Origin of the sequence: Nonomuraea sp. NPDC049309, from assembly GCF_043196965.1 — a bacterium.
Lineage (GTDB): Bacteria > Actinomycetota > Actinomycetes > Streptosporangiales > Streptosporangiaceae > Nonomuraea > Nonomuraea fastidiosa.
Genome location: NZ_JBICSH010000001.1, coordinates 459,179 through 485,927 on the forward strand (window position 1 = coordinate 459,179; position 26,749 = coordinate 485,927).

A 26,749-nucleotide genomic window follows, 5' to 3' on the forward strand; every position below is an offset into this window, starting at 1 on the left:
TTCAGCAACCGGTGACGCAGGGCGGGAAAGCCGGCCATGGCGCTGGGGATGAGGTCTGCCTGCGCGTGCCCGAATACGGACGGGGTAAGGCGGCAGGAGGCTCTTCGTGTACGACTGATTCCGCCGCAGCTCGAAAGGGAACCGTCTTGCGGAATCGGAGGAGAAAGGGTCTCGAATTCACGCCGCGCGGAATCTTCGACCACCTGTACGAGGGGTATGCGTCGAGCGCCCTCTTCGGCGGACGCGGCTGGAGGAGCGGGCCGCCCGCGAGGCGTGGCGGGTCGCCGTCCGGCCTCGCGGGGTCAGCGGTGGCGGCGGACGATGACCAGGGCCACGTCGTCCTCACGGGCGCCGAAGGCGGCGATGAGGTGATCGGCGGCGTCGTTCACGTCGTCGCCGATACGGGAGGCGGCCTGGCGGGCGATCTCGAGGCTGTCGTCGAGGTACTTGTCGCGGTCCTCCACCAGGCCGTCGGTGAACATCAGGACCGCGCCCCCCGGCGGCACGGTGACGTGGTCGATGCGGTAGATCTCGTCGGCCACGCCCAGCAGGAGGTTGCCGAAGCGGTCGTGGTAGCGGGCCGTGCGCACGCCCCCGCCGCCGATGTCCGAACCCGCGCCGTCCGAGCCCCCGGCGCCGGCCGGCCGGCCGTCGTCGTCCAGCAGGAGAGGCGGGATGTGGCCGGCGTTGGCGATCTGGGCTTCGCCGGTGGCGGGGTCGAGGAGCATGAGGCAGACGGTCGCGGTCATCCGCCGGTGGTAGCGGCGCAGCACGTCGTTGAGCAGCGCCAGCGACTGATCCAACTCGATCTTGCCGATGAGCGAGGCCCGCAGCGCGTGCCGCAGCTCCGCCATCACGGTGGCGGCCAGCAGCGAGTGCCCCTGGACGTCGCCGACCGCGAACAGCACCTTGCCGTCCAGCTCCAGCACTTCGTAGAAGTCGCCGCCCACCTCCACGTTGTCGACGGCGGGCTGGTAGCGCCAGGCGATGTCGAGTCCGGGCACCTGCGGGACGCGGGAGGGCAGCAGGCTGCGCTGCAGGGTCAGCGCGATGGCGTGCTCCTCGGCGTACGCGCGCAGCGCCTCCACGGCCAGCGCGACGGCCTGGCCGAGCTGGCGCAGCATGCTCTCCTCGTCCTCGTCGAGCGGCGGGTCGGGCTCGACGCCGAGCAGGATGGGCGGCCGGTTGGGCTTGGTGCGGGACATGACGGCCGTGATGTCGCGCCGCGCGGGGGTGTCGGGCGCGACCTCCGACCAGTAGGCGTGCGGGATGGTCAGCGGCTCGGTGCCGGGCTGCGGGCCGAGCGCCCGCCGGCCGAGGGTCTCCAGGGCGGACGGCGGCGCGGTCCTGAGCGTGGCTTCGCCGTCCGGCGGCCCGGCGGTGAACCTGCGGGTACGCCCGTCCGGTGCGAGCGCCACCACTCCGGCCTGCCGGTTGAGGATCCGGCTGGTGCCGGAGACGGCGGTGGACAGCAGCTCGTCGAAGGTCTGGGCGGCGTTCATGGCGAGCGTGAGGTCGGTGAGCGCGCGCAGCCGCCCGGCCAGCCGCTCGGCCCGCTGCCGCGCCCGGTGGTAGCGCAGGGCCGCCTTGACGGTGGCCACGAACTCGTCGGGCTCGATGGGTTCGGCGAGGTAGCCGTCGGCGCCCCGGTGCAGGCCGAGCGCGCGGTCGGCGGCGGTGATGGCGGCGCCGGAGATCTGGATGACGGGGATGGACGCGGTCGCGGGGTCGCTCTTGATGCGTTCGCACACCTCGTACCCGGAGAGGTCGGGCAGGCGCACGTCGAGCACGACGAGGTCGGGGCGCAGCTCGCTGATGCGCCGCAGCGCCTCGAGACCGCCGGACGCCTCCACGACGGCGTATCCGGCCCGGCGCAGCCAGCTCGACAGGATGTACAGCTTGGCGGGGGTGTCGTCGACGACGAGGATCGTCGCCTCCCACGGCGGCATGTCAGGCATCGTCGCCTCCCAGCACCTGCCGGATCGCGCCCAGCAGCATGTCGCGGCGCAGCCCCTGCTTGGCGAGCACCGCGTCGGCGCCGGAGGGGTGGCGATCGGCCAGCGCCATCGTGATCACGATCACCGGGACGTCGCGCAGCCGCTCGTCGCCGGCCATGCGCTGCAGCACGGCGGCGCCGTCGAGGCCCGGCATCAGCAGGTCGAGCAGGGCGAGGTCGGGCGGCTCTGCGGCCATCGCGGCCAGCGCCGCGCCCCCGTCGGGCGCCTCGTCGATGCGCGCGGCGAACCCGGTCAGCATGCGCCGCAGCCCGGCGCGGAAGTTCTCGTCGTCGTCGGCGATCAGCACGCGTCCCACCACGGGCACGTCGTCCGGCTCGTACGGCAGCCGCAGCACCGCTGTGGTGCCCGTGCCCTCCTCGCTGGTGAGGGTGAGGGTGCCGCCCATCGCCTCGGCCAGCCGCCGCGCGTACGGCAGGCCGAGCCCGGTGCCCTTGACGCGGGTCTGCTCGGGCCCCGGCACCTGGTAGAACTCCTCGAAGACCCGCTCCAGATGCTCGGCGGGGATGCCGATGCCGGTGTCGGCCACGGTGAAGACCGCCTCGCTGGCCGCCGCGTCGTGGGCGACCTCGAGCAGCACCTCGCCCTCCTGGGTGAATTTCAGGCTGTTGGCCAGCAGGTTGCGCAGGATTCTGGTGAGCATCGCCTCGTCGGCGATGATGGCGAACGGCGGTGGCGGCACGCGGACGGCCAGCGTGACCCGCTCGCTGCCCTTGGCCGGCCATATGGTCATGCGCAGCCCCTCGGCGAGGGCGACGAGATCGACCATGGCGGCCTGCGGGTCGAGGCGGCCCGACTCGGCCTTGCCGATGTCGAGCAGCTCGCTGACCAGCGCGAGCAGCGTCTCCGCCGAGGAGCCGATCAGCTCGACCTGGCGGGCCTGCTCGGGGGCGAGCGGGTCGCCGCCGGGCCCGGTGAGCAGCCGTACGAGGCCGATGATGGAGTTGAGCGGGGTGCGCAGCTCGTGGCTGACCGTGGCCCAGAACCGGTTCTTGGCGTCGCTGGCCTGCCGGAGCTGCATCGACTTCTCGTCCAGCTCGGCGTAGAGCGCGACGACGCCGCGGTTGGTCTCCTCCTGCTCGGCCGAGAGCTGGTTGTACAGCGCCATCACGCCCTGGTTGGTCTCCGCCAGCTCGGCGTTGAGCTGGCGGACCTCCTCCAGGGTGGAGGCGAGCTCGTGGTTCTGCTGGCGCAGCTCGTCCATGGCGCTGGCCGGGGCGAGGGCGTCGACCTGGGCGCGCAGCCGGGCGATCGACAGAGGGTGAGCGCCGCGCGGCAGCCGCTTGCGCAGCACGAGCCTGCCGGGGCGTACGCGGTCGACGACGTCCATGAGCCGGCCGGCCAGCGTGACGCCTTCGATGTCGTGGCCGTCCGCCTCCTCGGCGAAGCCGACCTCGACCACCAGCTCGCCGGGGTCGAGGGAGAAGGTGACGACCATGCCGGCGCCCCGCTCCATGGCGATCTCCCTGCCCAGCTCGCTGAGCGCGGTCGCCACCCGGATCTGGTCCTGCTCGGACATCTCCAGCGCGGCCGCGACCTCGCGGCCCAGGCGGCGCATGGCGAAGACGTCCTGGTCGTCGTCCACCCTGATGGTGGTCAGCCGGGAGGTGTTCACGGCGTGGTCCGTACGGCCAGGACGGTCGCGTCGTCCCTGCGCGTGCCCGCGTCCCGGAGCAGGGCGGCGGCCACGACGGCGGGGGAGCGCGCCGACAGGCCGGGGAACGCGGCGACGTCCCAGCGGTCGGTGAGCCCGTCGGAGTGCAGGACGAGCAGGCTGTGCGCGGGGACGGCGTAGTCGTACTCGCGCAGCCTGTCGCGCTGGTGCCCGGCGATGCCGGGGAGGGAGATCATGCCCTGCCTGCCGTCGGGGTGCACGATCCAGCCCGACACGTTGCCGAGCCCGGCGTAGCGGATCACGCCGCCGGCGCGGTCGAGGCGGGCGACGGCCACCGCGCCGCCCCTGGTGCCGCGCAGCGCGCGGTGGATGCGCTCCAGGACGGCCACCGCGGGCAGGTCGTGGTGCTGCTGGAAGACCCGCACCGCCGCGCGGGAGGCGGCCGCCGCGGGTTCGCCGTGGCCGAGGCCGTCGCAGAGCATCGCGGTCACGGTCGTACCGGACTCGACGTAGGCGAAGGCGTCGCCGCAGACGGCCTCCTCGCCGATGGGGCGGGCCAGGCCTGCGGCCAGCGGCTCGGGGGGCTCGGCGCCGGCGGCGGTGAAGCACATGCTGATCACGGTGCCGCGGCCCGGCAGCGAGTAGACCTCGTGCGCGGACGCCATTCTGGCGATGCCGCCCAGGCCGAGGCCGAGCGTTCCGGTGGTGGAGTAGCCGTCGCGCACGGCGCGGGTCAGGTCGCGGATGCCGGGACCCTTGTCCATGGCGATCACCTCGACGGCGGCGTCCGCCTCCGGGTGCGACCTGATCAGCATCATGCCCTCGGCGGCGTGCTTGACCAGGTTGGACGCCGCCTCGCTGACGGCGACGGCCACCTTGCCGCGCTCGTGCTCGTCGAGGCCGCACGACTCGGCCAGCATGATCGCGGTCCTGCGGACCGCGCCGACGGCGCTGGCGTCCTCCACGCGCACCCAGGTCTCGTCCCGCGAGCGGATCATCTGGCCCACTTCACCACCGTCACCTGTGTGCCCTCGCCCGGCTTCGACCGCAGGTCGAACTCGTCGACCAGCCGCCGCGAGCCGCTGAGCCCGAGCCCGAGCCCGCCGCCGGTGCTCCAGCCGTCGGTGAGCGCCTGGTCCAGGTCGGGGATGCCGGGGCCCTCGTCGGTGAACGACAGGCGCAGGCCGTCGCGCAGGCCGTTGCTGACCACCTCGATGCGCACGTGCCCGCCGCCCGCGTACGTGAGCGCGTTGCGGGCGAGCTCGCTGGCCGCGGTCACCAGCTTGGTCTGGTCCACCAGCGACAGCCCCACCTGCTGGGCGCTGGTGCGGACCTGCTGGCGCACGATGACCACGTCGCTGTTGCCCGCGATGGCGAGCTCGACGGCGGTCGTCACTCGGGCACCGCTGCGGCGCCGGCCGCCGGGTCGGTGAGGCCGGCGTCCTTGAGCATCGCGACGCCCTTCTCCAGGTTGAGCGCGGTGCGTACGCCGCCGAGCGAGAGCCCCAGCTCGACGAGCGTGATGGCGACCGCGGGGCGCATGCCCACGACGACGGTCTCGGCGTCCAGCATGCGGGAGATGGAGGCGATGGTCGCGAGCATGCGTCCGATGAAGGAGTCGACGATCTCCACGGCGGTGATGTCGATGATCACGCCGTGGGCCCGGTTCTCCACGATCGCGTCCGCCAGGTCCTCCTGCAGCATCAGGACGCTCTGGTCCTGCAGGTCGATCTGGATGGAGACGATCAGCAGGTCGCCGAGCTTGAGCACGGGGACACGGTCCATCAGGCGCGCTCCAGCCCCACGACGACCTGCTTGTCGGCGCCCTGCTCGAGCTGCACGCCGCTGCGCCGCAGCGTGTAGGCGAGCGCGTCGGCCAGCGTCGCCTTGGTGACGATGTCGCCGAACTCGATCCCGAGCGTGACGATGGTGTGGGCGATCTGTGGCCGGATGCCGGAGATGACGCACTCGGCGCCCATCAGCCGGGCGGCCACGACCGCCTTGAGCAGGTGCTGGGCGACCTGTGTGTCGACGGCGGGCACGCCGGTGATGTCGATGACCGCGTGCTCGGAGCCGGTGTCGACCAGCCCCTGCAGCAGCTTCTCCATGACGACCTGGGTACGGGCGGAGTCGAGGGTGCCGACCAGCGGCACCGCGAGGATGCCGTCCCACAGCTTGACCACCGGGGTGGACAGCTCCAGCAGCTGTTCGGCCTGGTCGGAAATGATCTTCTCGCGGGCGTTGACGAACGTCTCGAACGTGAACAGCCCGAGGTCGTCGATGAGCCGCGACAACCAGATGTAGCCGCGCAGCGCGGTGAAGTCCTCCTCGCTCTCCAGCGGCTCGTACGCGGCCTCCTTGAGCCCGAAGACGACGGAGGCGGTCTCGGACGGCGTGAAGCCCTCCCTGGCCTGCGCCCTGGACAGGTCGGCGAGCAGGCCGCGCAGGTCGGTGGTGTCGCCGTCCCCGGCGAGCGAGACGAGCAGCGACTGGTAGATGTCGCGCAGGCGGCCGGCGAGCACGCCGCGGTCGGCCCGTCCGCCGACGGTGGTCGCCGCGAGGTCGGTCCAGCGTTTGAGAATCGTCTGCTCCTGCTCGCGCAGGAGTTCGGCCATGCGGAGCCGGCCGGCGTCGGTGGAAGCGGTCAAGGTGGTACTCCCCAAGGTGGGCGGATGAATGTCGGCGGCGGGCGGTGAGAGCGGGCAGATGAGGGACGGGTCCGTGGCGCACGCGGGTGCGTCACGTGGAGGACTTACCGCAGGGCGGTGACGGCGTCCTCGACGGTGTCGTGGACGGAGAGCAGCCGGTCCAGGCTCATGATCTTGAAGGCGTGCGCGATGTCGGGCGCCAGCCCGGCGAGCGCGGCCTGTGCGCCCGCCTCCCTGGCCCGCTGGTGGGCGGCGACGAGGATCGAGACGCCGGTGGAGTCGCAGAACGCCAGCGCCGACAGATCGACCACCAGCGCGTCTCCGGGTGCGAGCGCGAGGTCGTCGACGGCCGCCTGCAGGCGGGGTGAGGTGTGGTGGTCGAGGTCGCCGGAGACGGCGAGGACGTGGAGGTGAGCCGAACGCGGCTGATGGGTGACGGTGAGACCGGGTTCGTGCTGCACCAATGCTCCTGGAGGGCGGCGGGGGACGGATGATCCGGACCCGAGTCGTGCGACCCGGCCTGGAGCGATCTGCCCATTCTACGCAGGCCCATACATGCTGTGACCGTTCACGAACCGTTCAGGGACGGTTCACGCGGTGCGCACGCAGAAGGGCCGGACCCGAGGGATCCGGCCCTTTCCGGCTCTTACGAGCCGCGGCGTTCTGGAGAGCTGCTCAGAGGGTGGACTTGGCGGAGGCCTTCCAGGTGTTGCAGGCGGCGGGGGAGCCGCTGTTGTAGCCGCGGGTCATCCAGGCCGCCTGGGTGGGGCCGCGGCCGTGGTCGTTCTGCGGCCAGCCCTTGGCGCCGTTCTTCCTGAACCAGTCCACGGTGTAGTTCCACTCGCGCGCGCCGAAGTTCGGCACGTTGCGCAGCGTGGACATGAAGACCGCGGAGAAGCACTCGGCCTGCAGCTCGGTGCGGCGGGACAGCGCGAGCTGCTGGGACTTGCTCGCACGGGCGCGGGCCGGCCAGTAGTAGCTCCAGATCTTGGAGATCTGCTGCACGTGGTGCCCGTACTCGTGGGCGATCAGCCGGGTGATGCCCAGCGGGAACGGCTGGCGGAGCTGCTGCTTGCTGATCCACATGTACATGGTGCGGTCAGTGGAGCAGTACACGGCCTCGGCGCCGGTGGTCCAGCGGCCGCAAGGCGTGTTCACCTTCTTGGTGACGATGCGCAGCCGTGGCTTGGAGAAGGGCATGCGCACCTTGCGGAACTGGGCGGCCCACGCCTTGTTCAGGCAGTTGGTCACGCGCGTGAGGAACCGCTTGTAGGCGGCGGTGCTGCCGCGGGGCAGGGCGCCGGGGCGGCAGTTCACGTTGACGAAGCGCCCGGAGCGGTAGATCCGGTTGGCGGTCGCCAGCGACTTGTTGGCGAGCGCGCTGCTCTGGGCGGTGCTGCTCTGGCCGCCTGCCGGGGCGGGGACGGCCTGCGCGGGCGCCGGCGCCTGAGGGGCGGCGGAGGCCGAGGCGGAGCCGGCCGTGACGAACACTTGCGAAGCCATGGCCACGGTGAAGGCCATGCCTGCGGCCGCGATGGCCGCGCGTTTGGAATGAGGAAGCTTGTTCATATGTGCCTAAAGACTAGGTCAAGCTTGGGCAGGTTGGGGTGGGATTGACAAAATTGCCACAAACGGACTCCCGAAACGGGTGTGAAAGCCGGGTTTTGATCTTGACCTGGAGTTCCCGCTGGCACGGCCCCTGGCGGGCTCGACGGGCGTGATCTTTACCCAAGGCGAGAGATCGCGCTCCCCGTGGGGGCGGGCTTTCTCGCGAGCTCACGGAGGAAAGCGATGTGGGCTGGAGCCACCGCGAGTCGATCACGTGGGGCCCGTTCCGGGTGAACCTGTCACGCCGCGGTGCCGCCCCTTTGCCGTGCCCGCCGTTTCACCGCCTCGTCACCGGGCAGTCGGCGGCGGGAGGTGACCGCCATGCGGAGATACGGCGACACGGGCGATGACGGCCGCGTGCCCGGAGGCGCTGCGCACCTGGTCGGCGGCGGGCACCCCGGGACGCCCATGCAGGACGACGGGCCGGCGTACGGGCTGGGCGCCGGCGGGCGTCCGCTGTGGAGCGAGCGCGACCGCGACGCCGAGCGCATCCGCGCGCTGCTGCGCAGGGCGGGCTGCGGCGGCTTCATCGTCTCGTCGGACGAGGCGGGCGTGTTCCTGGTGAGGTGCGTGGACCCGTACCCGGTGGCGGTGGGCAGGATCGGCGTCGCCGCGCGGGTGCTGACCAGGGCGGGCATGACCGTCGCGCCGCGCGGGGGAGACACGCGGACGCTGCGGGTACGGGTGACGAGCTGACGCGGGGAACTCGGTGGCGCAAGGGTCAGGAGCCGGAAGAGGCGCGCCAGCGGCGCAGGATGGCCTCGTCGTCGCGGTCGCCGTGCCAGGAGGCCTTCTCGTCGATCGCGTGCGGCAGCCACTCCTGATAGTCGGGCGCCTCGGGGGTGATGTCGCGGGTGCCGTCGACGTGGGTGCCGTCGGGCAGCACGGTGGCCGCGGGGACGCGCAGGACGCCGCCGGCCAGCAGGATCGCGGTCATTGCGTCATCCCCTCCGTCCGCTGCCGCGCGTGTCGATCATCACGGTCTCGTACCCCAGCATAGCCGCCGGACTCCTCGCCGCCTTGAGCCGTCGCTCAGCCGATCCCGTACCGGCTGGCGAACCAGGTGTAGGCGAGGCGGGCGGTGTGCTCGTCGTCGAAGAGCTGGATGAGCCGCCGCGCCCGCCGTACCAGCACGCACGCGAACGCCTCGGCGTACAGTTCGGTCACGGTCTCGCGGTACGGCGGCGCCAGCCACCGCGCGCTCCTGGCGTGCAGCCCCATCCAGAACGGGCTCTGCGACGGCATGCCGTCCATGTCGTCGAGGGCGTGCCCCAGCTCGTGCGCCGCCACGCCCGCCGACGGCGACGGCACGCTACCGACCCCGATGGCGCGCCTGGCCGGGTCGTAGACGCCGGCGCTGCGGTCCCACCAGCCCTGCTGGACCGGCAGCGAGGTGCCGCGTAAGTGCTCGAACCCCGGTAAGTCCGGCACCGACCCAGGGCCCACGATGATGCCGCCGTGCAGGTGATCGGCCAGCCGGTGCCCAAGGACGCGCGGCACGGCCGATAACGTCATGATCGCCAGAAGCGTCTCGGCGGGCGGGAACGCTCCGGGATCCCAGGCCCGGCGGACGCGATCCTCGAGCGCGCCCACATGGAGCCAACCCGGCCGTCCCCTGCTCTGGCTGGCCACTCACGTTCCCTGGTCATCGCTCTTGCACCGGCGCAGGGCGGACCGGCGGGGGAACGCCCCGCCGGCACACCCGGCATTTGATCAAGAACCTTATCCGTACGCGGCCCGCGCCGCATCTCCGGCCTCCGGGGAACCGCGCCGTTCAGCGGGTGACGGAGCAGGCGTCGCGGTTGAGCGTGATCCGGGCGGGCAGCGAGGTGTCACCGGTGTGGCTGACGAGGTAACCCATGGTGACGCTCTTGCCCGGCTCGATGAGGGCGTTGTGGCCGGCGTTCGTCGCGGTCACCATGTCGCCGCCCTGGGTGAGGTCGGTGTTCCAGTCGGAGATGACCGTCTGGCCCTGCGGCAGCGGGAAGCGCAGCGTCCAGCCGTCGATCGGGGTGTCGCCGGTGTTGGTGATCGTGAGGTCCACGGACATGCCGGTGCCCCACGCCTGCTTCGTGTACGTGATGTGGCAGGTCGGCTTGGCCCGCTCGAACGAGACGCGGTGCAGGCCGCCGGGCAGGTCGTTGACCACGTACAGCTCGCCTTCGGGCGTCGCGCCGAACGCGGTCACCTGCGTGGGCGTCTGGCCGATCTCGGCCTGGTCGTAGCCGCCCGAGCCGTTCTCGCGCAGCGCCCACACCGTGGACGAGCAGTAGTCGGTGGCGATGTAGGTGCCGCCCACCAGGTCGGCGTACTGCCGGCCGCGGTACACCTGGCCGCCGATGACCGCGCAGCCGCCGGTGTACGGCGAGTACGTGAAGATCGGCATGGTGTAGGTGACGTCGTCGCGGCACTGCGCCTCGTCGAACACCTCCAGGCCCTCGTAGCAGGACCAGCCCAGGTTCGCCCCGGCCTGCGCGTCCGGCTTGATGTGGTCGATCTCCTCCCAGCGGCCCTGGCCGACGTCGGCGATCCACAGCGAGCCGTCCGCCCGGTCCACCGAGAAGCGCCACGGGTTGCGGCCGCCGTACATCCAGATCTCTCCGCGCGCCCCCGGCACGTCGACGAACGGGTTGTCATCCGGCACGCAGTAGGGCAGGTCGCCGCAGGTCCTGCTGACGTCGATGCGCAGGATCTTGCCGAGCAGCGTGTCCAGGCGCTGGCCGCTGTCGAACGGGTCGCCCGAGCCGCCGCCGTCGCCGATGCTCATGTAGAGCATGCCGTCGGTGCCGAACGTGATGTTGCCGCCGTTGTGGTTGGTGTTCTCGGCGTGCTCCTGGGACAGCAGGGGGACGAGGCTCGCATCGTCCATGTCGTACCTGGCGAGGGTGACCGCGCCGTCCGGCAGCGCCGTGTACGTCAGGTACAGCTCGTGGTCGCCGGCGAAGCCGGGGGAGAGCGCGATGCCGAGCAGGCCGCGCTCGTTTCCCGACTCGTCCACCGACGAGGTGATGTCGATGATCGGGGTGGCCTCGAGGCCGGTGTCGGGGTGGTAGACGCGTACGGTGCCGGGCTTCTCGGTGATGAACAGCCGGCCGGTTCCGTCGTCCGGCGCGGCCAGGGCGGTGGGGCGGCGTAAGCCGAAGGCGACCTGTTCGGTGACCGTGTTGATCTCCTCGAGCGGCACCGTGGCCTTGGCCGGGGCCGGGTGTTCCGGGGCCGGGGCGGCTTGCGCCGGCGGGGCGCCGGCGGCGGCGAGGGACAGGGCGAGCAGAGCGGATGCCGCCCAGCGTTTTCCTGGCATGCGGGCTCCTGAGGCGGTGCTGTCGTGGGGAGCCGGTGGTTCCCCCGGGACCGGGCGCGTGCGGGGCCCGCGACATCGCCGCATCGGCGCGCGATCGTGGCGGGCTGCCTGGCGGGTCGCGCGCTCCGACGTGCCCTGACGGACCGTACAAGGTCATCGGGCGCCGTTACCAGGATCACCATCGAGCGGAGCGGGCCCGCGCGGGCTCTGCCCGCTGACCAGCCGCGATGCGGATCGGCTCGGCGCAGGCCGATGAAACTTACATCGTGGCCTGGCGCGGTCCGGCGAAGTGGCGGCGCTCCGGGGCGTGCGGCTTTCCGGGACGCCGCCCTGCCTTCAGCGACGTGCGGCCGGGTGGCGGCCGGCCGGACGGCGAGACCGCGTTTCGGCCGGCAGGTCGGCCAGGACGGCGGCGGCGGCGCGGCGGCCGGACACCAGGGCCCCCTGGAGCGAGCCGGTGTCGCGGTGGTCGCCGCACACGTACAGGCCCGTGCGCAGGCGTACCGGCTTGCGCAGCGGATAGGGCGGCGGCATCGCGGGCAGCGCCGCCGGGATCCGGTACGTGGCCACGTGTTCCCAGCCGTCCGTACTGCCGTAGATCTCGGCGAGCCGCCGCCGCACGACCGGCTCCTCGGCGTCCAGGCCCAGCACGGAGGTGGACACGAGCGCGCGCCCGTCCATCGAGTACTCCGGGGCCGCGTCGGTGACCACCAGGGTGTCGGTGATGATGCCGGTGGCGTCCACGATCTGGGTCGGCTCGCCCATGGGGGAGCGGGGAGCGGCGTGGTAGAACGTCGTCACCGGCCGCATCGCCGGCACCTCGATCTCGTCGAGCAGCCGCCCTGCCGCCTGCGGGTCCGCGGCCACCACCACGGCGCAGCCGTTGATCTCGGTGCCGTCCGCGAGCCGTACCCGGCCGTCCGCCACCTCGCCGACCTGTGCGCCCAGCGTGATCGTGCCGGGCGGCAGCCGGTCGGCCAGCCGGCGCGGGATCTCGCCCATGCCGAACGCGGGCAGGCCGATGGTGCCGCGCGCGAACGACCGCCACAGCAGGTGGAAGACCCGGCTGGACGTCTCGAGCTCGCGTTCGAGCAGCACGCCCGCCAGGAAGGGGCGCATCAGGCAGTCGATCATCTTCGGCGACATGCCCCAGGCGCGCAGCTCCTCGTCGGTACGCCGCTCGCGGGCGTCGCGCAGCACCTTGCCGGGCATGGCCAGGTCGCGTGCCGTCATGGCGGAGAGCACCGCCTTGTCCTTGAGCGTGCCGAGCCCGGCCATGAGCGCGCTGAAGGCGTGCATGGGGTGCCGCCACGGCAGCATCACCCTGGCGCTCGCCGTGCGGCCGCGCACGATCACCCCCGAGGAGAACGGCCGCAGGTCCAGCGCCTTGATGTCGAGCATGCGGCGGGCCTCGGGGTAGGAGCTGATGAACACCTGGTAGCCGCGGTCCAGGCGGAAGCCGTCCTTGACGTCCGTACGCACCCGGCCGCCGACCCCGTCGGACGCCTCGAGCACCCGTACCGGCACGCCCGCCTCGTGGAGGTGCACGGCGCAGGCGAGCCCGGCCATTCCGGCGCCGACGATGATGACGGGCTCGGCCGTCTCCCGTTCACTGTCCATGCGCAGGCACCTGCCCGGGGAGGACTCGCACTAACGAATCTACAATGCAAAGGAGCCGGGTCTGGTGGCACACCCGTACACCACGAGAAAAACACAGCACCGAAGAGCAAAGGGCTCCTGACCTGCACGATCCTTCCGCGCCGCAGGCAGGCGGGGCTCGGGGAACGCGCCGGATCACCCGGAACCGGTGGAACGGCGGGAGGCTGGGCCGGGCGGCGCTGGGCGGACCAGTGCGGTGGCGATCGCGGAGTTGGCGCGGCGTGCGATTCGGGGGCGGGTGTTCGGGGTGGATCATTCGGCGACGATGGTGCGGATGGCGGCGCGGCGGAACGCGGCGGCGGTGCGTGAGGGGCGGGTCCGGCTGGTGGCGGCGCCTGTGGAGCGGTTGCCGGATTTCGGGGGTCCGCTGGATGTGATCCCCGCGGTGAACAGCGTGGGGTTCCGGCCTGAACCGGTGGATCGGTTGCGTGAGCTGCGGGGGTTGTTGCGGCCTGGTGGGCGGATCGCGCTGGTGAGCCAGCCGCGCTGTCCGGGTGCGAGCCGGGAGACGACGGTGCGTGCGGCGCGGGAGTTGCGGGTGATGCTGGAGCGGGCGGGGTTCGCGGGGTTCCGGGTGGAGACGCTGGAGCTGGATCCGCCGGTGGCGTGCGTGCCGGCGGTCAATCCCGGCTCGTCGGGGTCGTGAGGCCGCGCGGCCCGTGCCGGTGGGTGCGTCGCGAGCCGGCCTTCGCACCGGTCGCAGGTCCGGCGAGGCCGCTGTGCGGTGCCCGGCCTGGCGGGTTCGCCGCAGCCCTCTCGGCCTGGCGGGGCCCGTGGCCTTCTCGGCCTGGCGGGCCCGGATCCCTCGCGCCGGCGGGCCCGGGGCGCTCGCGCCACCGGGGTCGCCCGCGTGCAATCTGCCGGGTCTCGTGGGTGCGGTCAGGCGTGGAGGAGGCGCCAGGCGTTGAGTGCGAGGCGGGCGCGGGTGAGTCCGGCGGGCTGGGTGAGGTCGAGGCCGAGGGTCTTGCCGAGCTGGTCGATGCGGCGGGCGACGCTGCTGTGGTGGAGGTGGAGGAGGTCGGCGGCGCGGCGCAGTGATCCGGTGGTGCAGTAGGCGTCGAGGGTTTCGAGGTCGTCGGGGGTTTCGGCGAGTGCGGCGATGGCGGTGACGTCGGCGTTGTCGCGGATGGCGTCGTGGGGGACGTCGGCGAGGAGCGCGACGACGCCGAGGTCGTCGTAGCGGACGATGGGCTGGCGTGGGGTGGTGAAGCGGAGTGCGGTGCGGGCTTCGCGCCAGGCGCGGCCGGGGTCGGGGGTGGTGCTGAGTCCGGCGCGTACGCCTGGGGGGAAGCGGGTGGGGTCGAGGGTGGTGGCGAGGATGGCGCCGACGCCGGCCAGGGGCGCGGCCTTGACGGGGCGTGCGGGGCAGATGGCGGTGCCGACCTGGTCGAGGGGGAGGGGTGAGTGGACGGCGGCGACGTGGAGGCGCAGGTCGGGTGGGAAGCCGAGGAGGCGTAGCGCGCGGGCTCTGGCGGCGTCGTCGGCGTCGGCGCTGATGGCGAGCTCGACGAGGGCGGGGTCGGCCATGGTGGTGCGCGCGGGGCCGTAGCGTTCGACGGTGGCCGCGGCGGCGATGGCGAGGCGGTCGAGGAGGAGGTCGTCGAGGGTGCGCGGGGTGCCGGGGCGTTCGAGCCAGACGGTGCCGATCTCTTCGTCGTCGAGGAGGATGGGGGCGCTGGTGGAGGGCGTGGGGGGTGTGCCGGCTGCGGGGCGGCCGTCGGTGGTGTAGCGGATGGCCTGGCCGGTGCCGTGGAGCCGGATGCCGGCGGTGCATTCTGCGAGGCCGGCCGAGGCGCGGGCGAGTGCGGGCAGGTCGACGCGGCGGCGCATCAGCGTGTCGTAGAACATGACGACGCGGATGGCGCCGCCTGCTTGGGAGTCGAGTTGTGACAGTCGTACGGCGAGTGCCTCCACGCTTGACAGCGTATGCGCCGATCGGTGCGTGTGGCGGGATGGATGTGCGACGGTTGGCGGATGATCGGGTGGGGCGGGGTGGTGAGGATGGGGGCATGGATCCCGAACTCGAACCATTTCTCGCGTTGTTCCCCCGTGCGGATCTGAGTGATCCGATCGCGCAGCGGGAGAACTTCGCCAAGCTGGCGACCTCGGTGCCCGCGCCGGATCTGGCGGGGGTGGAGGTGGAAGATCGTATGGTGCCGGCGGATCCGGACGTGCCGGTCCGCGTTTACCGTCCGCGTGATGCGCAGGGCGGGATCGTGTGGCTGCACGGCGGCGGGTTCGTCATGGGCGACCTGGAGACGGAGCATCCGTGGGCCGGGCGGCTGGTGCAGGAGTCCGGCGCGGTGGTGATCTCGGTGGGGTACCGGCTGGCGCCGGAGCATCGGTATCCGGCGGCGCTGGAGGATGTGTGGGCGGTGCTGCGGTGGGCTCACGAGCAGGCGGCGGAGCTGGGTTTCGATCCGGAGCGGCTGGCGGTGGGCGGTCACAGTGCGGGTGCGGGGCTTGCGGCGGCGGTGTCGCTGCGGGCGCGTGACGAGCAGGGGCCGCCGATCCGGTTCCAGCTGCTGAACCAGCCGGGGCTGGATGATCGGCAGCAGACGTGGTCGGCGGTGAACTTCACCGATACGCCGTGGATGACCCGGGAGAAGGTGACGCAGATCTGGGGTCACTACCTGGGTGGGAAGCCGGCGACGCCGTACGCGGCGCCGAGTCGTGCCGATGACCTGTCGGGGTTGCCTGCCGCGTACATCGCGACGGCGGAGTTCGACCCGAACAGGGACGAGGCGATCGAGTACGGTCTGCGGTTGCTGCAGGCGGGGGTGCCGGTGGAGCTGCATCAGTGGGCGGGGACGTTCCACGGTTCGCAGGCGCTGTTGTCGGCGGAGGTGTCGCAGCGGCAGATCGCTGAGATCGGCGCGGTGTTGCGGCGGGCGCTGGCCGTCTGACGGGGGGCTCGCGCGGTGATCAGGAAGGAGCCGGTCCGTTGAGGGCCGGCTCCTTCGCTGTCCGGCCGCGGAAGGTGCGGCGGTAGGCGCCGGGTGTGGTGCCGAGTGCGGTGCGGAAGCGGCGGCGCAGGTTGGTGGCGGAGGACAGGCCGGTGCGGCGGGCGATGGCGTCGAGTGGCAGGTCGGTGGTCTCCAGGAGGTCCTGGGCGGCGGCGATGCGCTGGGTGAGGAGCCATTGTCCTGGGGTGGTGCCGAGCTGGTCGAGGAAGCGGCGGGTGAGGGTGCGTGAGGAGACGCCGGCGTGGGCGGCCATGGTTTCGACGGTGATGGGGTGGTCGAGGCGGTCGGTGGTCCAGTCGAGGAGGGGGGCGAGGGTGGTGTCGATCTGGGCGGGGTGGGGTGGTGCGGTGTATTGGAGCTGGCCGCCTTCGCGGTGGGGCGGCATGACCATGTGGCGGGCGATGTGGGCGGCGTAGCGGGCGCCTTGGTCGCGGCGTACGAGGTGGATGCACAGGTCGATGCCGGCTCCTGCGCCTGCGCTGGTGGCGAGGTCGCCGTGGTCGACGTAGAGGACGTCGGGGTCGACGCGGACTTTGGGGAAGCGGGTGGCGAGTTCGCCGGTGAGGGCCCAGTGGGTGGTGGCTTCGCGGCCGTCGAGGAGGCCGGCGTGGGCGAGGGCGAAGGCGCCGGAGCAGATGCTGACGAGGCGGGCGCCGCGTTGGTGGGCGCGGCGGAGGGCGTCGGTGACGGCGGGGGAGGGTGGGTCGGCGGGTGGGAGCCAGCCGGGGATGATCACGGTGTCGGTGTGGTCGAGTGCGTCGAGTCCGTTGGTGACGTGGATGTCGTAGCCGGCGCGGGTGGGGATGGGGCCGGGGTGTTCGGTGCAGACGGCGAAGGTGTAGGCGGGCGGGAGTTCGGGGCGGTGGATGCCGAAGATGTGGGCGGCGCAGGCGAGTTCGAAGGTGGATTGTCCGGGGCGGACGAGTGCGGTGACGCGCTGCATGTCGGAAAAGTAGCGCATGATGTCTTTTCTGACACTCGGCCGGGGTGGGTGCGGGCTGTCAGGGTGGTGGGCATGACGAGGCAGCAGAACATGCCGGGGTACGTGTGGTCTTCCGTTGCGGATGCCCCGGTGCGCGAGGTGTTTCCCGGTATCCGGTTGCGTCCGTTGTGGCGGGGCGATGGCGGGGCCGGTGCGTACGTGCTGGAGATGGATCCCGGTTCGTGCTGGGAGGGGATCGATGTGCACGATCCGGGGCCGGAGGAGGTGTTCGTGGTCTCGGGGGTGTTCAACGACGGTGAGCGCGATTATCCGGCGGGGACGTTCATCCATGCGCCGGCGGGGTCGTCGCATGTGCCGCAGTCGGCGACGGGGTGCACGTTGTTCCTGTTCTATCCGGAGGGCTGAGGAAGCGGGAGGTGCGCGGCGGGCGGGGTGCGCGTTCGGCGCCGCGGTGATGGACGGCCGCGGCCGGGGTGCCTACCGTCGCGTGCATGGCACAGCAGACGCCCCCCGACCGGCACCTCATCCGCTACAGCGGCCACGCCGCGTTCTCGCCCGAGCTGATCGTCCGCGCGAGCGGCACGTCGGTGTTCACCGAGAGCGGCCGCGATCTGCTCGACTTCACCTCCGGCCAGATGAGCGCGATCCTCGGCCACTCCCACCCCGAGATCGTCGCCACTGTGGGCGAGCAGATCGCCCTGCTGGATCACCTGCACAGCGGCATGCTCAGCCCGCCGGTCGTGGAGCTGGCCGAGCGGCTGGCGGCCACGCTGCCGGAGCCGCTGGAGAAGGTGCTGCTGCTGACCACCGGCGCCGAGTCGAACGAGGCGGCGGTGCGGCTGGCCAAGCTCGTCACCGGCCGCCACGAGGTCGTGTCGTTCGCGCGGTCCTGGCACGGCATGACGCAGGCCGCCGCGAACGCCACCTACAGCGCCGGCCGCAAGGGCTACGGGCCGGCCGCGCCGGGCAACTTCGCGCTGCCGGTGCCCGACCGGTTCCGCCCGTCGATCACCGACGCCTCCGGCGAGCTGGACTGGCGCCGCCAGCTCGATCTGGGCTTCGAGCTCATCGACGCCCAGTCGGTGGGCAGCCTGGCGGCGTGCCTGGTGGAGCCGATCCTCAGCTCGGGCGGTGTGATCGAGCCGCCGCCCGGCTACCTGGCCGCGCTGGCGGGCAAGTGCCGCGAGCGCGGCATGCTGCTCATCCTGGACGAGGCGCAGACGGGATTGTGCAGGACCGGCGACTGGTACGCGCTGCAGCATGAGGGGGTCGTGCCCGACATCGTGACGCTGTCGAAGACGCTGGGCGCGGGGCTGCCGCTGGCGGCGGTGGTGACCAGCGCCGAGATCGAGCGGCGCGCCCACGAGCGGGGGTTCCTCTTCTACACCACGCACGTCAGCGACCCGCTGCCGGCCGCGGTCGGCCTGACGGTGCTGCGGGTGCTGGAGCGTGACCGGCTGGCGGAGCGGGCCGGGCATCTGGGCCGGCTGCTGCGCGGCCATCTGGAGAAGTCGGCCGCCCGGCACGAGGTGGTGGGCGACGTGCGCGGGCGCGGCCTGCTGCTCGGCATGGAGCTGGCCGGCGACGACGTGCTGGGTCCCGGCGGTGCGGACCGGCTGGGCGCGGAGGTCACCCGCCGCTGTTACGAGCTGGGCCTGCACATGAACATCGTGCAGTTGCCCGGCATGGGCGGCACGTTCCGCATCGCGCCGCCGCTGACCGCGAGCGAGGACGAGCTGGCCCGGGGCGCGGCCATCCTGGACGAGGCGCTCACCGGGGCCGCGCGTACGCTGTGAGCGGGGCGTAACCGGCGACCGTGCACAGTGCACAGTCGCGGGCGTGCGGCTGTGGAGTTTTCACACTGACAGCGGGGGCCGCCGCTTCTTACCGTGGGCGTCCAACCACTGGTCTCGCTCGGTAAGGGAGGTCGGCATGGCCTCGGCCGTCGGTGTCGACGATTACGCGCTGTCCAGGGTGCCCAGCGGCGCCCGCTACTCCTGGTGGTCGGTGGCCGTGCAGCGGTTCGGCCAGATCTCGGCGCTCAGCCAGTTCCTGCTGGGCGCCACGCTCGGGTTCGGGATGGGGTTCTGGCAGGCGTTCCTGGCGCTGACGCTGGGCGCGGTCATCCTCGAGGTGGTCGCGGTGTTCGTGGGCGTGATCGGCGTGCGGGAGGGGCTGTCGACCTCGATGCTGGCCCGCTGGACGGGGTTCGGCAGGGCGGGTTCGGCGGTGATCGGGCTGGCGATCGGGATCAGCCTCATCGGCTGGTTCGGCATCCAGTCGGCGGTGTCGGCGCAGGGCCTGGCGAGCCTGGTGGGCGTGCTGCCCGAGTGGGGGTGGTCGCTGGTGTTCGGCCTGGTGGTGACCGCGATCGTGCTGTGGGGGTTCGGGTCGATGGCCTGGACCGCGTACGTGACGGTGCCGGCGTTCCTGATCCTGGTCGGCTGGTCGATCGTCAGCGAGCTGTCGCGGCACGACGTGGGGGCGCTGGTGGCCTCGGCGCCGCCGGGCCCGCAGCTGAGCCTGCTGGAGGGCACCACGCTGGTGGCGGGCGGGTTCATCGTGGGGGCGATCGTCACCCCGGACATGACCCGGTTCAACCGGGGCGTGGCCGACGTGGTCAAGCAGACGCTGGTGGGCGTGACGCTGGGCGAGTACGTGATCGGCATGGCCGGGGTGCTGCTGGCGCACGCGGTGGGCAGCAGCGAGATCACCACTATCGTCACCTCGTCGGTGGGCTGGGTCGGCATCCTGGTGATCGTCGCCGGCACCATCAAGATCAACGACTGGAACCTGTACTCCTCCGGGCTGGGCCTGGTCAACTTCGTCGGCACCGTGCTGGGCAAGAAGGTGCACCGGGGGGCGGCGACCGCCGTCATCGGGTTGCTGGGCAGCGTGCTGGCCGCGGCCGGCATCCTCGACCGGTTCGTGGACTTCCTGACGCTGCTCGGCGTGGTCTTCCCGCCGATCGCCGGGATCATGGTGGCCGAGTACTTCGTGGTGCGGCGCTGGCGGGGCGAGCTGGAGGAGGCCAGGGCGCGCGGCGCGGTGCCGGAGCAGGCGCCGGACTGGGTGCCGGCGACGCTGGTGATCTGGCTGGCGGCGGCGCTGGTGGGCCGGTTCGTCGAGGTCGGGCTCGGCAGCATCAACTCGCTGGTGCTGGCGTTCGTGCTGTACGTCGTGGCCGGGAAGCTGGGCTGGGTGCGGGGAGTGGGGGCGCACCGCACGGCCGACGCCGAGCCCCAGCCGGCCGGCGCCTGACGGGCGAGTCCGGCGGCAAGCAATTCACACGCGATAGGGGAGTGGGAGACTCGTGCGCATCGGCATCGACGTGGGCGGCACCAACACCGACGCCGTCGTGCTGGACGGCAGGCAGGTGCTGGCCGCCGTCAAGACCGGCACCACCGCCGACGTCACCTCCGGCATCGTCGCCGCCCTGAGGGGGCTGCAGGAGCAGCGGGCGTTCGACCCGGCGGACGTGCGGGCCGTGATGATCGGCACCACGCACTTCATCAACGCGCTGGTCGAGGCCCGGCGCCTGGCGCCGACCGCGGCGCTGCGGCTCAGCCTGCCGGCGGGGGCGTCACTGCCGCCGATGGTGGACTGGCCGCAGCGGCTCGTCGACGCCGTCGCCGGGCGGGCCTACCTGGTGCACGGCGGGCACGAGTTCGACGGCCGGCACATCGCCGAGCTGGATGAGGCCGAGGTGCGCAAGGCCGCCGACGACATGGGGCAGGCCGGGGTGCGCAGCGTGGCGATCACGTCGGTGTTCTCGCCGGTCAACGCCGAGTTCGAGACGCGCGCCGCGGAGATCATCGCCGAGCGGCTGCCGGGGGTGGCGATCTCGCTGTCGCACGAGATCGGCCGGGTGGGGCTGCTGGAGCGGGAGAACGCCACCATCATCAACGCCGCGCTGCGTGAGCTGGCCGCGCACATCGTGGACGGGCTGGCCGCCTCGATCACCGGCGAGGGCATCACCGCGCCGCTGTATCTGAGCCAGAACGACGGCACGCTCATGGACGTCGGGTTCGCCCGCCGCTATCCGGTGGCGACGTTCGCCTCGGGGCCGACGAACTCGATGCGCGGCGCGGCCGTGCTGTCGGGTCTCGGCACCTGCGCGGTGGTGGACGTGGGCGGCACGACCAGCGACGTGGGGGTGCTGCGGCACGGCTTCCCGCGCGAGGCGACCACCGACGTGACCGTGGCGGGCATCAGGACGAACTTCCGCATGCCGGACGTGCTGTCGATCGGTATCGGCGGCGGCAGCCTGGTCCGCGGCGACGGGCCGGTCACGGTCGGCCCCGACAGCGTCGGCTACGAGCTGACCTCGCGGGCGCTGGTGTTCGGCGGCGACACGCTGACCGCCACCGACATCGCCGTGGCCGCAGGGCGCGCCGAGATCGGCGACCCCGCCAGGGTCGCCCACCTGGACAAGGAGCTGGCCGAGGCGGCGCTGCGGCGCATCGCCTCCGATGTGGCCGACGCCGTGGAGCGCATGCGCACCTCGGCCGAGCCGCTGCCGGTGGTGGCGGTCGGCGGCGGGTCGATGCTGCTGCCCGACGAGCTGCCCGGCTGCGGCGAGGTGCACCGGCCGGAGCACTACGCGGTCGCCAACGCCATCGGCGCGGCCATCGCGCAGATCGGCGGCGAGGTGGACCGCGTCTACGCGGTCGAGCCCGGCCGCCGCGACGCCGTGGTGGACGCCGCCAAGCAGGAGGCCGTGGACCGGGCGGTCGCGGCCGGGGCGGCGCCGTCCAGCGTGCAGATCGTGGACTTCGACGAGGTGCCGATCCCGTACCTGCCGGGCAACGCCACCCGCATCAGAGCCAAGGCGGTCGGTGAGCTGCAGCTGACCGGCGCGAAGGGACGGTGAGGCGGCGATGACGCGCATGATCACCAGCGCCGACCTCGGCGACCTGGCCGCCGGGGCGGCGATCCTCGGCACCGGGGGCGGCGGCGACCCGCACATCGGCCGGCTGCTGGCCTCCGCGGCCGTCGCCCAGCACGGCCCGGTCGAGCTGTGCCCGCTGGAGGAGCTGCCGGACGAGGCGTGCGTGCTGCACGTGGCGATGATGGGCGCCCCGACCGTGATGGTGGAGAAGCCGCCCTCGGCCGAGCAGGTGTCGCTGGCCGTCGAGGCGCTGTCGGGCTACCTGGGGCAGGGCGTGACCCACATCGCCTGCGCCGAGGCGGGCGGCGTCAACTCGCTCATCCCCGTGGTGGCTGCCGCCCGGCTCGGGCTGCCGCTGGTGGACGCCGACGGCATGGGACGCGCCTTCCCCGAGCTGCAGATGGTGCTGCCCACCCTGTACGGCGCCCGCGCCACCCCCATGTCCATCGCCGACGAAAAAGGCAACAAGGTCGTGCTGGACGCGGTGGACAACCACTGGGCCGAGCGGCTGGCCCGTTCGGCCACCGTCGACATGGGCTGCTCGACGATGATCGCCCTGTACGCGATGACCGGGGCGCAGGCGCGCGAGTCGCTGGTGCCGGGCACGCTGAGCCTGTGCGCCGAGCTGGGCGTGCTGGCGCGCACGGCCCGCGCCGGGGACGCCGGCCCGGTCGAGGCGGTCACGGCGCGGCTGGGCGGAAGGCGGCTGTTCACCGGCAAGGTGACCGACGTGGAACGGCGCACCACCACCGGGTTCGCGCGCGGCACCGCCCGGCTTGCGGGCATGGACGGCGACGCCGGCCGCGAGCTGGTGCTGCGCTTTCAGAACGAGTACCTGGTGGCCGAGCTGGACGGCGAGGTGCGCGGCACCGTACCGGATCTGATCTGCACGCTCGACCGCGAGAGCGGCGAGGCCGTCACCACCGAGGCGCTGCGCTTCGGCCAGCGGGTCAGCGTGATCCTCGCCCCCTGCGATCCGCGCTGGCACAGCCCGGAGGGGCTCGCGCTGGCCGGGCCGCGCTACTTCGGCTACGACATCGACCCGGTGGGGGTGGGCCGGTGAGCCGGCTGCTGACCGAGGACGACCTGCCCGACCTGGCGCGCGGCGCGGCGGTGCTGGGCACGGGCGGCGGCGGGGATCCGTACGTGGGGCGGCTGCTGGTGCGGCAGGCGATCCGCGAGCACGGCCCCATCACCGTGCTGGATCCGGACGAGCTCGACGACGAGATGCTCGTCATCCCCACCGCGCAGATGGGCGCGCCGACCGTCGTGCACGAGAAGCTGCCGCGCGGCACCGAGCCGGTCGCCGCGCTGCGCGCCCTGGAACGTCACCTCGGCCGTGCGGCCGGCGCCACGATGCCGATCGAGTGCGGCGGCATCAACTCGATGATCCCGCTGGTGGTGGCGGCGGTGACCGGGTTGCCGGTGGTGGACGCCGACGGCATGGGACGCGCCTTCCCCGAGCTGCAGATGGAGACCTTCGGCGTGTACGGTGTGCCGGGCTCGCCGATGGCGGTGGCCGGGGAGCGGGGCGAGACCACGATCATCGACACCGGCTCCGACAACCGGCGCATGGAGTGGCTGGCGCGCGGGGTGACCGTCCGGCTGGGCGGCGTGGCGCACATCGCCGAGTACGCGATGACCGGGGCCGAGGTCAAGCGGACCGCGGTGCCGCGCACCCTGTCGCTGGCTCTGTCGATCGGCCGCACGATCAGGCAGGCGCGCGAGGCCGGCGCCGACCCGGTGGCCGCCTTGGCCGAGGCGCTGCGCGGCACCCTGTACGGGCATCTGCGGGTGCTGTTCCGCGGCAAGGTGTCGGACGTGGAGCGGCGCACCGAGGCGGGCTTCGCGCGCGGCCGGGCCACGGCGGTGTCGTTCGACGGGCGTCACGAGCTGGAGCTGACGTTCCAGAACGAGCACCTGGTGGCGGTGGTGGACGGGGAGGTCCGGTGCGTGGTGCCGGACCTGGTGTGCGTGCTGGAGTCGGAGCTGGCCGAGCCGATCACCACCGAGAACCTGCGCTACGGCCAGCGCGTGACCGTCGCCGGCATCTCCACGCCCGATCTGATGCGGACGCCGGAGGCGCTGGCGGTGTTCGGTCCGGCCGCGTTCGGGCTGCCGTACCCGTTCACCCCGGTCGAGGAGCGCAACCCCGCACCGGCCGCCGTCAGCTGACCGCGGCCGGTGCGGCAAGCTGGGAAGATGCGCATCGAGCCGCCGGAGGTGCCGGCGCTGGAGCGGGGCGTTGCCGTACTCGGCTCCGGCGGCGGCGGGGACACCCGCATCGCCGCTCTGCTGCTGCGCCGCCGCCTGGCCGCGGGCGCGCGGGTCGCCCTGCACGCCCTGGAGGAGCTGCCGCCGCAGGCCCATGTGGTGCCGGTGGGGGTCGTCGGGGCGACGCCGGTGTTCAACGAGAAGCTGCCGGGCGGGCAGGAGTTCGCCGCCGCCGTGGCCGCCATCGAGCGCTGGACCGGCACCCGCGCGGACGCCGTCGCCTCTCTGGAGATCGGCGGGCTGAACGGGCTGCTGCCGCTGGCCTGGGACCTGGGCCTGCCGGTGGTGGACGCCGACCTGACCGGGCGCGGCGTGCCCCGGCTCGACCAGCTGTCGCTCAATGCCTGCGGCCGGCCGGTCACCCCGGCCGCGCTGGCCGAGCCGGGCGGGCAGGTGCTGGTGCAGGCCACCGGCACGCCGGCCGATCTGGAGCGCACGGTGCGGGCGTTCCTGCCGAGCGCGGGCGGCTGGGCGGCGCTGGCGCTGGCCCCGCTGCCGGCAGGGGAGCTGGCCTGCTGCGGTGTGGCGGGGTCGGTGTCGGCGGCGCTGCACCTGGGCCGCCGGATGCTGGAGCTCGGCGAGTCGCCCGCCCCCGGCCCGCTGGCGCGGGCGACCGGCGGGCGGGTGCTGGCGCTGGGGCGGGTGATCGAGGTGGCCCGCAGGCCGGGGCCGCGCCGGCACGGCCGTGCCGGGTTCTCGCGCGGCCATGTCACGGTGGCCGACCACGCCACGGGCGCGCTGCTGCGGCTGGAGATGGAGAACGAGTACCTGCTCGCGCTGCGCGACGGCCGCCCGGTGGCCTCGACGCCCGATGTGCTGGCGGTGCTCGACCGGCGCACGGTGACGCCGATCTCCGCTGACGCGGTGCGGGCGGGCATGGAGGTGATCGTGCTGCAGGTGCCGATCGCGGCGTTCTGGACGGATCCGGGGCGGATCGGCCTGGTCGCGCCCCGGGCGTACGGGATCGCCTGCGACCCCGTGCTGCTGGGAGGCGGGCGATGACCAGCGTGCGCAGGCTGCTGGGGCTGCCGGAGTGGAGCGGCGCGGTGCGCGTGCTCGCCGGGGAGGCCGGGCTGGACGAGCCGGTCTCGGCCGTACGGCCGCTCCCTGACCTCGCCGCCTGCACCCCTGGCGGTGCGGGGGAGGTGGTCATGGTGGCCGCGCCCGTCGAGCCTGGGGACTGGCGGCTGGACGCGCTGCTGCGCCGCGTGGTGGACGCCGGTGGCGCGGCGGTGCTGGTGGCCGCGCCCGAGGTGGCCGACGGGACGCTGCGGCTGGCCGATCGGCTGCGGCTGCCGCTGCTGGGCGCGCCGGGCGGCGTGCTGGATCTGCTGGTGGCGGCGCGGCTGTTCCTGGCCGAGCCGGAGATCGACCGGGCGCGGCTGGTGCTGGCCGCCCACCGCGCCTTCGACGAGCGCACGCTCGCGCCCGAGGACGTCGTCGCCCGGCTGGGGAGGCTGCTGGAGGCGCCTGCCGCGCTGCTGGACGAGCGCGGGCAGCCGCTGGCGGGGCAGGTGGGCGAGCCCGGCGCGGTGCGGGTGCAGGAGGTGGTGCCGCAGCGCGTCCCGCTGGCCGGCGGGGTGCTGCTGGCGCATCCGGCGCTGCTGCCGGGCGCGGCGGGGCCGTCGTTCTGGCTGGTGGCAGAGTTGCGGGGGACGGCGGCGGCGCGGGCCGACGTGGTGCCGGTGGCGCTGTCGGTGGCGGCCACGGCGGTGCAGCGCTGGCTGCTCAGCCATCGGCTGGAGCTGGAACGTGACGCGCGCTCGCGCACGGCGCTGCTGGGCGACCTGCTCAGGCTGGACGGCGAGCCGTCGGCGCAGTTGCGCAGGCGGGCCGCCGACGCCGGCTGGCAGCTGGCCGGCTGGCACGTGGGCCTGCGCATCGGTGCGCCGGCCGGGCTCGACACGGTCGCCTGGACGGCGCAGGTCGTCCGGGTGCTGCGCGGCGAGGGCGTCGATGCGGTGGTCGTGGAGCACGGCGACGGCTGGACGGGGTGGGCGACGTTCGCTCAAGAGCCCACCGCCGCCCGGGTGCGGGCGCTGGCCGACACCCTGCGCGCGGCGAACCGGGCGCTGCACCGCTCGGTCGGCGCGCACATGGGGGTGGGCCGTCCGCATCCGGGCACCAGCGGCCTGATCAGCACCGTCGCCGAGGCCGCCGACGCCGCCCGGCTGGCCGCGACCCGTCCTGAGGCGGGTTTCTTCCTGCAGGTGGATCAGCTCGGGATGGCGCAGCTGCTGCTGGAGTGGGCGCGTACCGACACCTTCGAACCCGCCGCCCGCGCCCTGCTCGCGCCGCTGCGCGACCAGCCGGGCGACCTGGTGCGCACGCTGTCGGCCTACCTGGACGCCGAGTCGTCGATCGCGGAGACGGCGGCCGTGCTGGGGGTGCATCGCAACACGGTGACCGCGCGCATCCAGCGGGTGGAGCGGCTGCTGGGTGTCGATCTGCGCCACCGCGACGAGCGGTTGGCGCTGCACCTGGCCTGCCGCACGGTCAGCCGGCCGCAGGAGGGCTTTTCCGGGCCATGAGCCTTCCTGTCAGGCGCATCCGGCCCGTGCGGCCGGCTCGGCGCAGGCGGGTGATCGCGGGTGCCGGCTCCGCGCCTGCTCGAGCAGGGCGGGGAAGAAGTGGTCGTCCTCGCTGCGGTGATGGCTGCCCAGCGCGGAGCAGAACGTGTAGCAGAAGGTGCGCGGCTCGGGCTTGAGCGCCTGGGCGCGCTCGCCGCGGTGGATGGCTCCGTGCGCGTCCTAGCCGGCTCCAGCTCGCGCAGGTAAGGCTCGGCCTGCTCGCGCTGGTGCAGCCAGGCCGCCGGCCGGGCCTTGAGCG

General features: G+C 73.1%; 25 protein-coding genes. 11 read left to right on the forward strand and 14 right to left on the reverse strand.

The window, feature by feature from the left end; genetic code table 11:
- Window positions 1-302 precede the first annotated feature (302 nt).
- The 8 genes from ACGFIM_RS02130 to ACGFIM_RS02165 all read right to left on the reverse strand — a co-directional run bounded on the left by ACGFIM_RS02130 (window position 303) and on the right by ACGFIM_RS02165 (window position 7,847).
- Window positions 303-1,958, reverse strand: a complete 1,656-nt coding sequence (locus ACGFIM_RS02130; protein WP_393193161.1) for a SpoIIE family protein phosphatase — start codon at window positions 1,956-1,958, stop codon at window positions 303-305.
- A complete protein-coding gene (locus ACGFIM_RS02135; protein WP_393193164.1) occupies window positions 1,951-3,630 on the reverse strand; it encodes an ATP-binding protein in 1,680 nt (559 codons plus the stop codon). Before ACGFIM_RS02135 ends, ACGFIM_RS02130 begins: the two co-directional genes overlap by 8 nt.
- Window positions 3,627-4,628, reverse strand: coding sequence for a SpoIIE family protein phosphatase (locus ACGFIM_RS02140; RefSeq protein ID WP_393193167.1), 1,002 nt, complete (start codon window positions 4,626-4,628; stop codon window positions 3,627-3,629). Before ACGFIM_RS02140 ends, ACGFIM_RS02135 begins: the two co-directional genes overlap by 4 nt.
- Window positions 4,625-5,026, reverse strand: a complete 402-nt coding sequence (locus tag ACGFIM_RS02145; protein ID WP_393193170.1) for an anti-sigma regulatory factor — start codon at window positions 5,024-5,026, stop codon at window positions 4,625-4,627. The genes ACGFIM_RS02140 and ACGFIM_RS02145 overlap by 4 nt, the downstream gene beginning before the upstream one ends.
- A complete protein-coding gene (locus ACGFIM_RS02150) occupies window positions 5,023-5,415 on the reverse strand; it encodes an STAS domain-containing protein (protein WP_393193173.1) in 393 nt (130 codons plus the stop codon). The genes ACGFIM_RS02145 and ACGFIM_RS02150 overlap by 4 nt, the downstream gene beginning before the upstream one ends.
- Window positions 5,415-6,278 (reverse strand): STAS domain-containing protein, encoded by an 864-nt coding sequence (locus ACGFIM_RS02155; RefSeq protein ID WP_393193176.1) that lies wholly within the window; start codon window positions 6,276-6,278, stop codon window positions 5,415-5,417. Before ACGFIM_RS02155 ends, ACGFIM_RS02150 begins: the two co-directional genes overlap by 1 nt.
- Window positions 6,279-6,382: 104 nt before the next feature.
- Window positions 6,383-6,739, reverse strand: coding sequence for an STAS domain-containing protein (locus ACGFIM_RS02160; RefSeq protein WP_393193179.1), 357 nt, complete (start codon window positions 6,737-6,739; stop codon window positions 6,383-6,385).
- Window positions 6,740-6,953: 214 nt separating this feature from the next.
- On the reverse strand, window positions 6,954-7,847 hold the full coding sequence (locus tag ACGFIM_RS02165) for a neutral zinc metallopeptidase (protein ID WP_393193182.1): 894 nt from the start codon (window positions 7,845-7,847) through the stop codon (window positions 6,954-6,956).
- 360 nt (window positions 7,848-8,207) lie between these two features.
- Here ACGFIM_RS02165 and ACGFIM_RS02170 point away from each other — a divergent pair, with 360 nt between their 5' ends.
- A complete protein-coding gene (locus ACGFIM_RS02170) occupies window positions 8,208-8,582 on the forward strand; it encodes a hypothetical protein (protein ID WP_393193185.1) in 375 nt (124 codons plus the stop codon).
- 25 nt (window positions 8,583-8,607) lie between these two features.
- Here the strand turns inward: ACGFIM_RS02170 and ACGFIM_RS02175 are convergent, their stop codons facing one another.
- From ACGFIM_RS02175 to ACGFIM_RS02190, 4 genes are all read right to left on the reverse strand, one after another.
- Window positions 8,608-8,823 carry a hypothetical protein gene (locus tag ACGFIM_RS02175; RefSeq protein WP_393193188.1) on the reverse strand — a complete coding sequence of 72 codons (216 nt, stop codon included), beginning with the start codon at window positions 8,821-8,823 and terminating at the stop codon, window positions 8,608-8,610.
- 95 nt (window positions 8,824-8,918) lie between these two features.
- Window positions 8,919-9,386 carry a hypothetical protein gene (locus ACGFIM_RS02180; protein ID WP_393193191.1) on the reverse strand — a complete coding sequence of 156 codons (468 nt, stop codon included), beginning with the start codon at window positions 9,384-9,386 and terminating at the stop codon, window positions 8,919-8,921.
- A gap of 274 nt (window positions 9,387-9,660) precedes the next feature.
- On the reverse strand, window positions 9,661-11,187 hold the full coding sequence (locus ACGFIM_RS02185; protein WP_393193194.1) for a PQQ-dependent sugar dehydrogenase: 1,527 nt from the start codon (window positions 11,185-11,187) through the stop codon (window positions 9,661-9,663).
- 336 nt (window positions 11,188-11,523) lie between these two features.
- Window positions 11,524-12,807 carry an NAD(P)/FAD-dependent oxidoreductase gene (locus ACGFIM_RS02190; RefSeq protein ID WP_393193197.1) on the reverse strand — a complete coding sequence of 428 codons (1,284 nt, stop codon included), beginning with the start codon at window positions 12,805-12,807 and terminating at the stop codon, window positions 11,524-11,526.
- Between the two features lie 235 nt (window positions 12,808-13,042).
- On the opposite strand from ACGFIM_RS02190, the gene ACGFIM_RS02195 reads away from it, so the two are divergent.
- Complete coding sequence (locus tag ACGFIM_RS02195) at window positions 13,043-13,492, forward strand: methyltransferase domain-containing protein (protein ID WP_393193200.1); 450 nt, start codon at window positions 13,043-13,045, stop codon at window positions 13,490-13,492.
- A 233-nt stretch (window positions 13,493-13,725) separates the two neighbouring features.
- On the opposite strand, the gene ACGFIM_RS02200 is transcribed toward ACGFIM_RS02195, so the two are convergent.
- Complete coding sequence (locus tag ACGFIM_RS02200; protein ID WP_393193203.1) at window positions 13,726-14,760, reverse strand: PucR family transcriptional regulator; 1,035 nt, start codon at window positions 14,758-14,760, stop codon at window positions 13,726-13,728.
- A 95-nt stretch (window positions 14,761-14,855) separates the two neighbouring features.
- On the opposite strand from ACGFIM_RS02200, the gene ACGFIM_RS02205 reads away from it, so the two are divergent.
- Window positions 14,856-15,752 carry an alpha/beta hydrolase gene (locus tag ACGFIM_RS02205; RefSeq protein ID WP_393193206.1) on the forward strand — a complete coding sequence of 299 codons (897 nt, stop codon included), beginning with the start codon at window positions 14,856-14,858 and terminating at the stop codon, window positions 15,750-15,752.
- A gap of 19 nt (window positions 15,753-15,771) precedes the next feature.
- Here the strand turns inward: ACGFIM_RS02205 and ACGFIM_RS02210 are convergent, their stop codons facing one another.
- Complete coding sequence (locus ACGFIM_RS02210) at window positions 15,772-16,773, reverse strand: GlxA family transcriptional regulator (RefSeq protein WP_393193209.1); 1,002 nt, start codon at window positions 16,771-16,773, stop codon at window positions 15,772-15,774.
- 54 nt (window positions 16,774-16,827) lie between these two features.
- Here ACGFIM_RS02210 and ACGFIM_RS02215 point away from each other — a divergent pair, with 54 nt between their 5' ends.
- The 8 genes from ACGFIM_RS02215 (at window position 16,828) to ACGFIM_RS02250 (ending at window position 26,451) form a co-directional block, all read left to right on the forward strand.
- Window positions 16,828-17,160: a cupin domain-containing protein gene (locus tag ACGFIM_RS02215; RefSeq protein ID WP_393193212.1), complete on the forward strand. Its 333-nt coding sequence runs from the start codon at window positions 16,828-16,830 to the stop codon at window positions 17,158-17,160.
- 86 nt (window positions 17,161-17,246) lie between these two features.
- The gene (locus ACGFIM_RS02220; RefSeq protein WP_393193215.1) at window positions 17,247-18,551 is read left to right on the forward strand and encodes an aspartate aminotransferase family protein; all 1,305 of its coding nucleotides are present in this window, start codon (window positions 17,247-17,249) and stop codon (window positions 18,549-18,551) included.
- Window positions 18,552-18,687: 136 nt separating this feature from the next.
- Window positions 18,688-20,016: a purine-cytosine permease family protein gene (locus ACGFIM_RS02225; protein WP_393193218.1), complete on the forward strand. Its 1,329-nt coding sequence runs from the start codon at window positions 18,688-18,690 to the stop codon at window positions 20,014-20,016.
- Between the two features lie 52 nt (window positions 20,017-20,068).
- Window positions 20,069-21,628, forward strand: coding sequence for a hydantoinase/oxoprolinase N-terminal domain-containing protein (locus ACGFIM_RS02230; RefSeq protein ID WP_393193221.1), 1,560 nt, complete (start codon window positions 20,069-20,071; stop codon window positions 21,626-21,628).
- Between the two features lie 7 nt (window positions 21,629-21,635).
- Window positions 21,636-22,709 (forward strand): DUF917 domain-containing protein, encoded by a 1,074-nt coding sequence (locus tag ACGFIM_RS02235; protein ID WP_393193224.1) that lies wholly within the window; start codon window positions 21,636-21,638, stop codon window positions 22,707-22,709.
- Entirely contained in the window at window positions 22,706-23,821 is a 1,116-nt protein-coding gene (locus ACGFIM_RS02240) for a DUF917 domain-containing protein (protein WP_393193227.1), read from the forward strand. Before ACGFIM_RS02235 ends, ACGFIM_RS02240 begins: the two co-directional genes overlap by 4 nt.
- Window positions 23,822-23,848: 27 nt before the next feature.
- Window positions 23,849-24,922 carry a DUF917 domain-containing protein gene (locus tag ACGFIM_RS02245; protein ID WP_393193230.1) on the forward strand — a complete coding sequence of 358 codons (1,074 nt, stop codon included), beginning with the start codon at window positions 23,849-23,851 and terminating at the stop codon, window positions 24,920-24,922.
- Window positions 24,919-26,451 carry a PucR family transcriptional regulator gene (locus tag ACGFIM_RS02250; protein WP_393193233.1) on the forward strand — a complete coding sequence of 511 codons (1,533 nt, stop codon included), beginning with the start codon at window positions 24,919-24,921 and terminating at the stop codon, window positions 26,449-26,451. The genes ACGFIM_RS02245 and ACGFIM_RS02250 overlap by 4 nt, the downstream gene beginning before the upstream one ends.
- The last annotated feature ends 298 nt before the right edge of the window (window positions 26,452-26,749 follow it).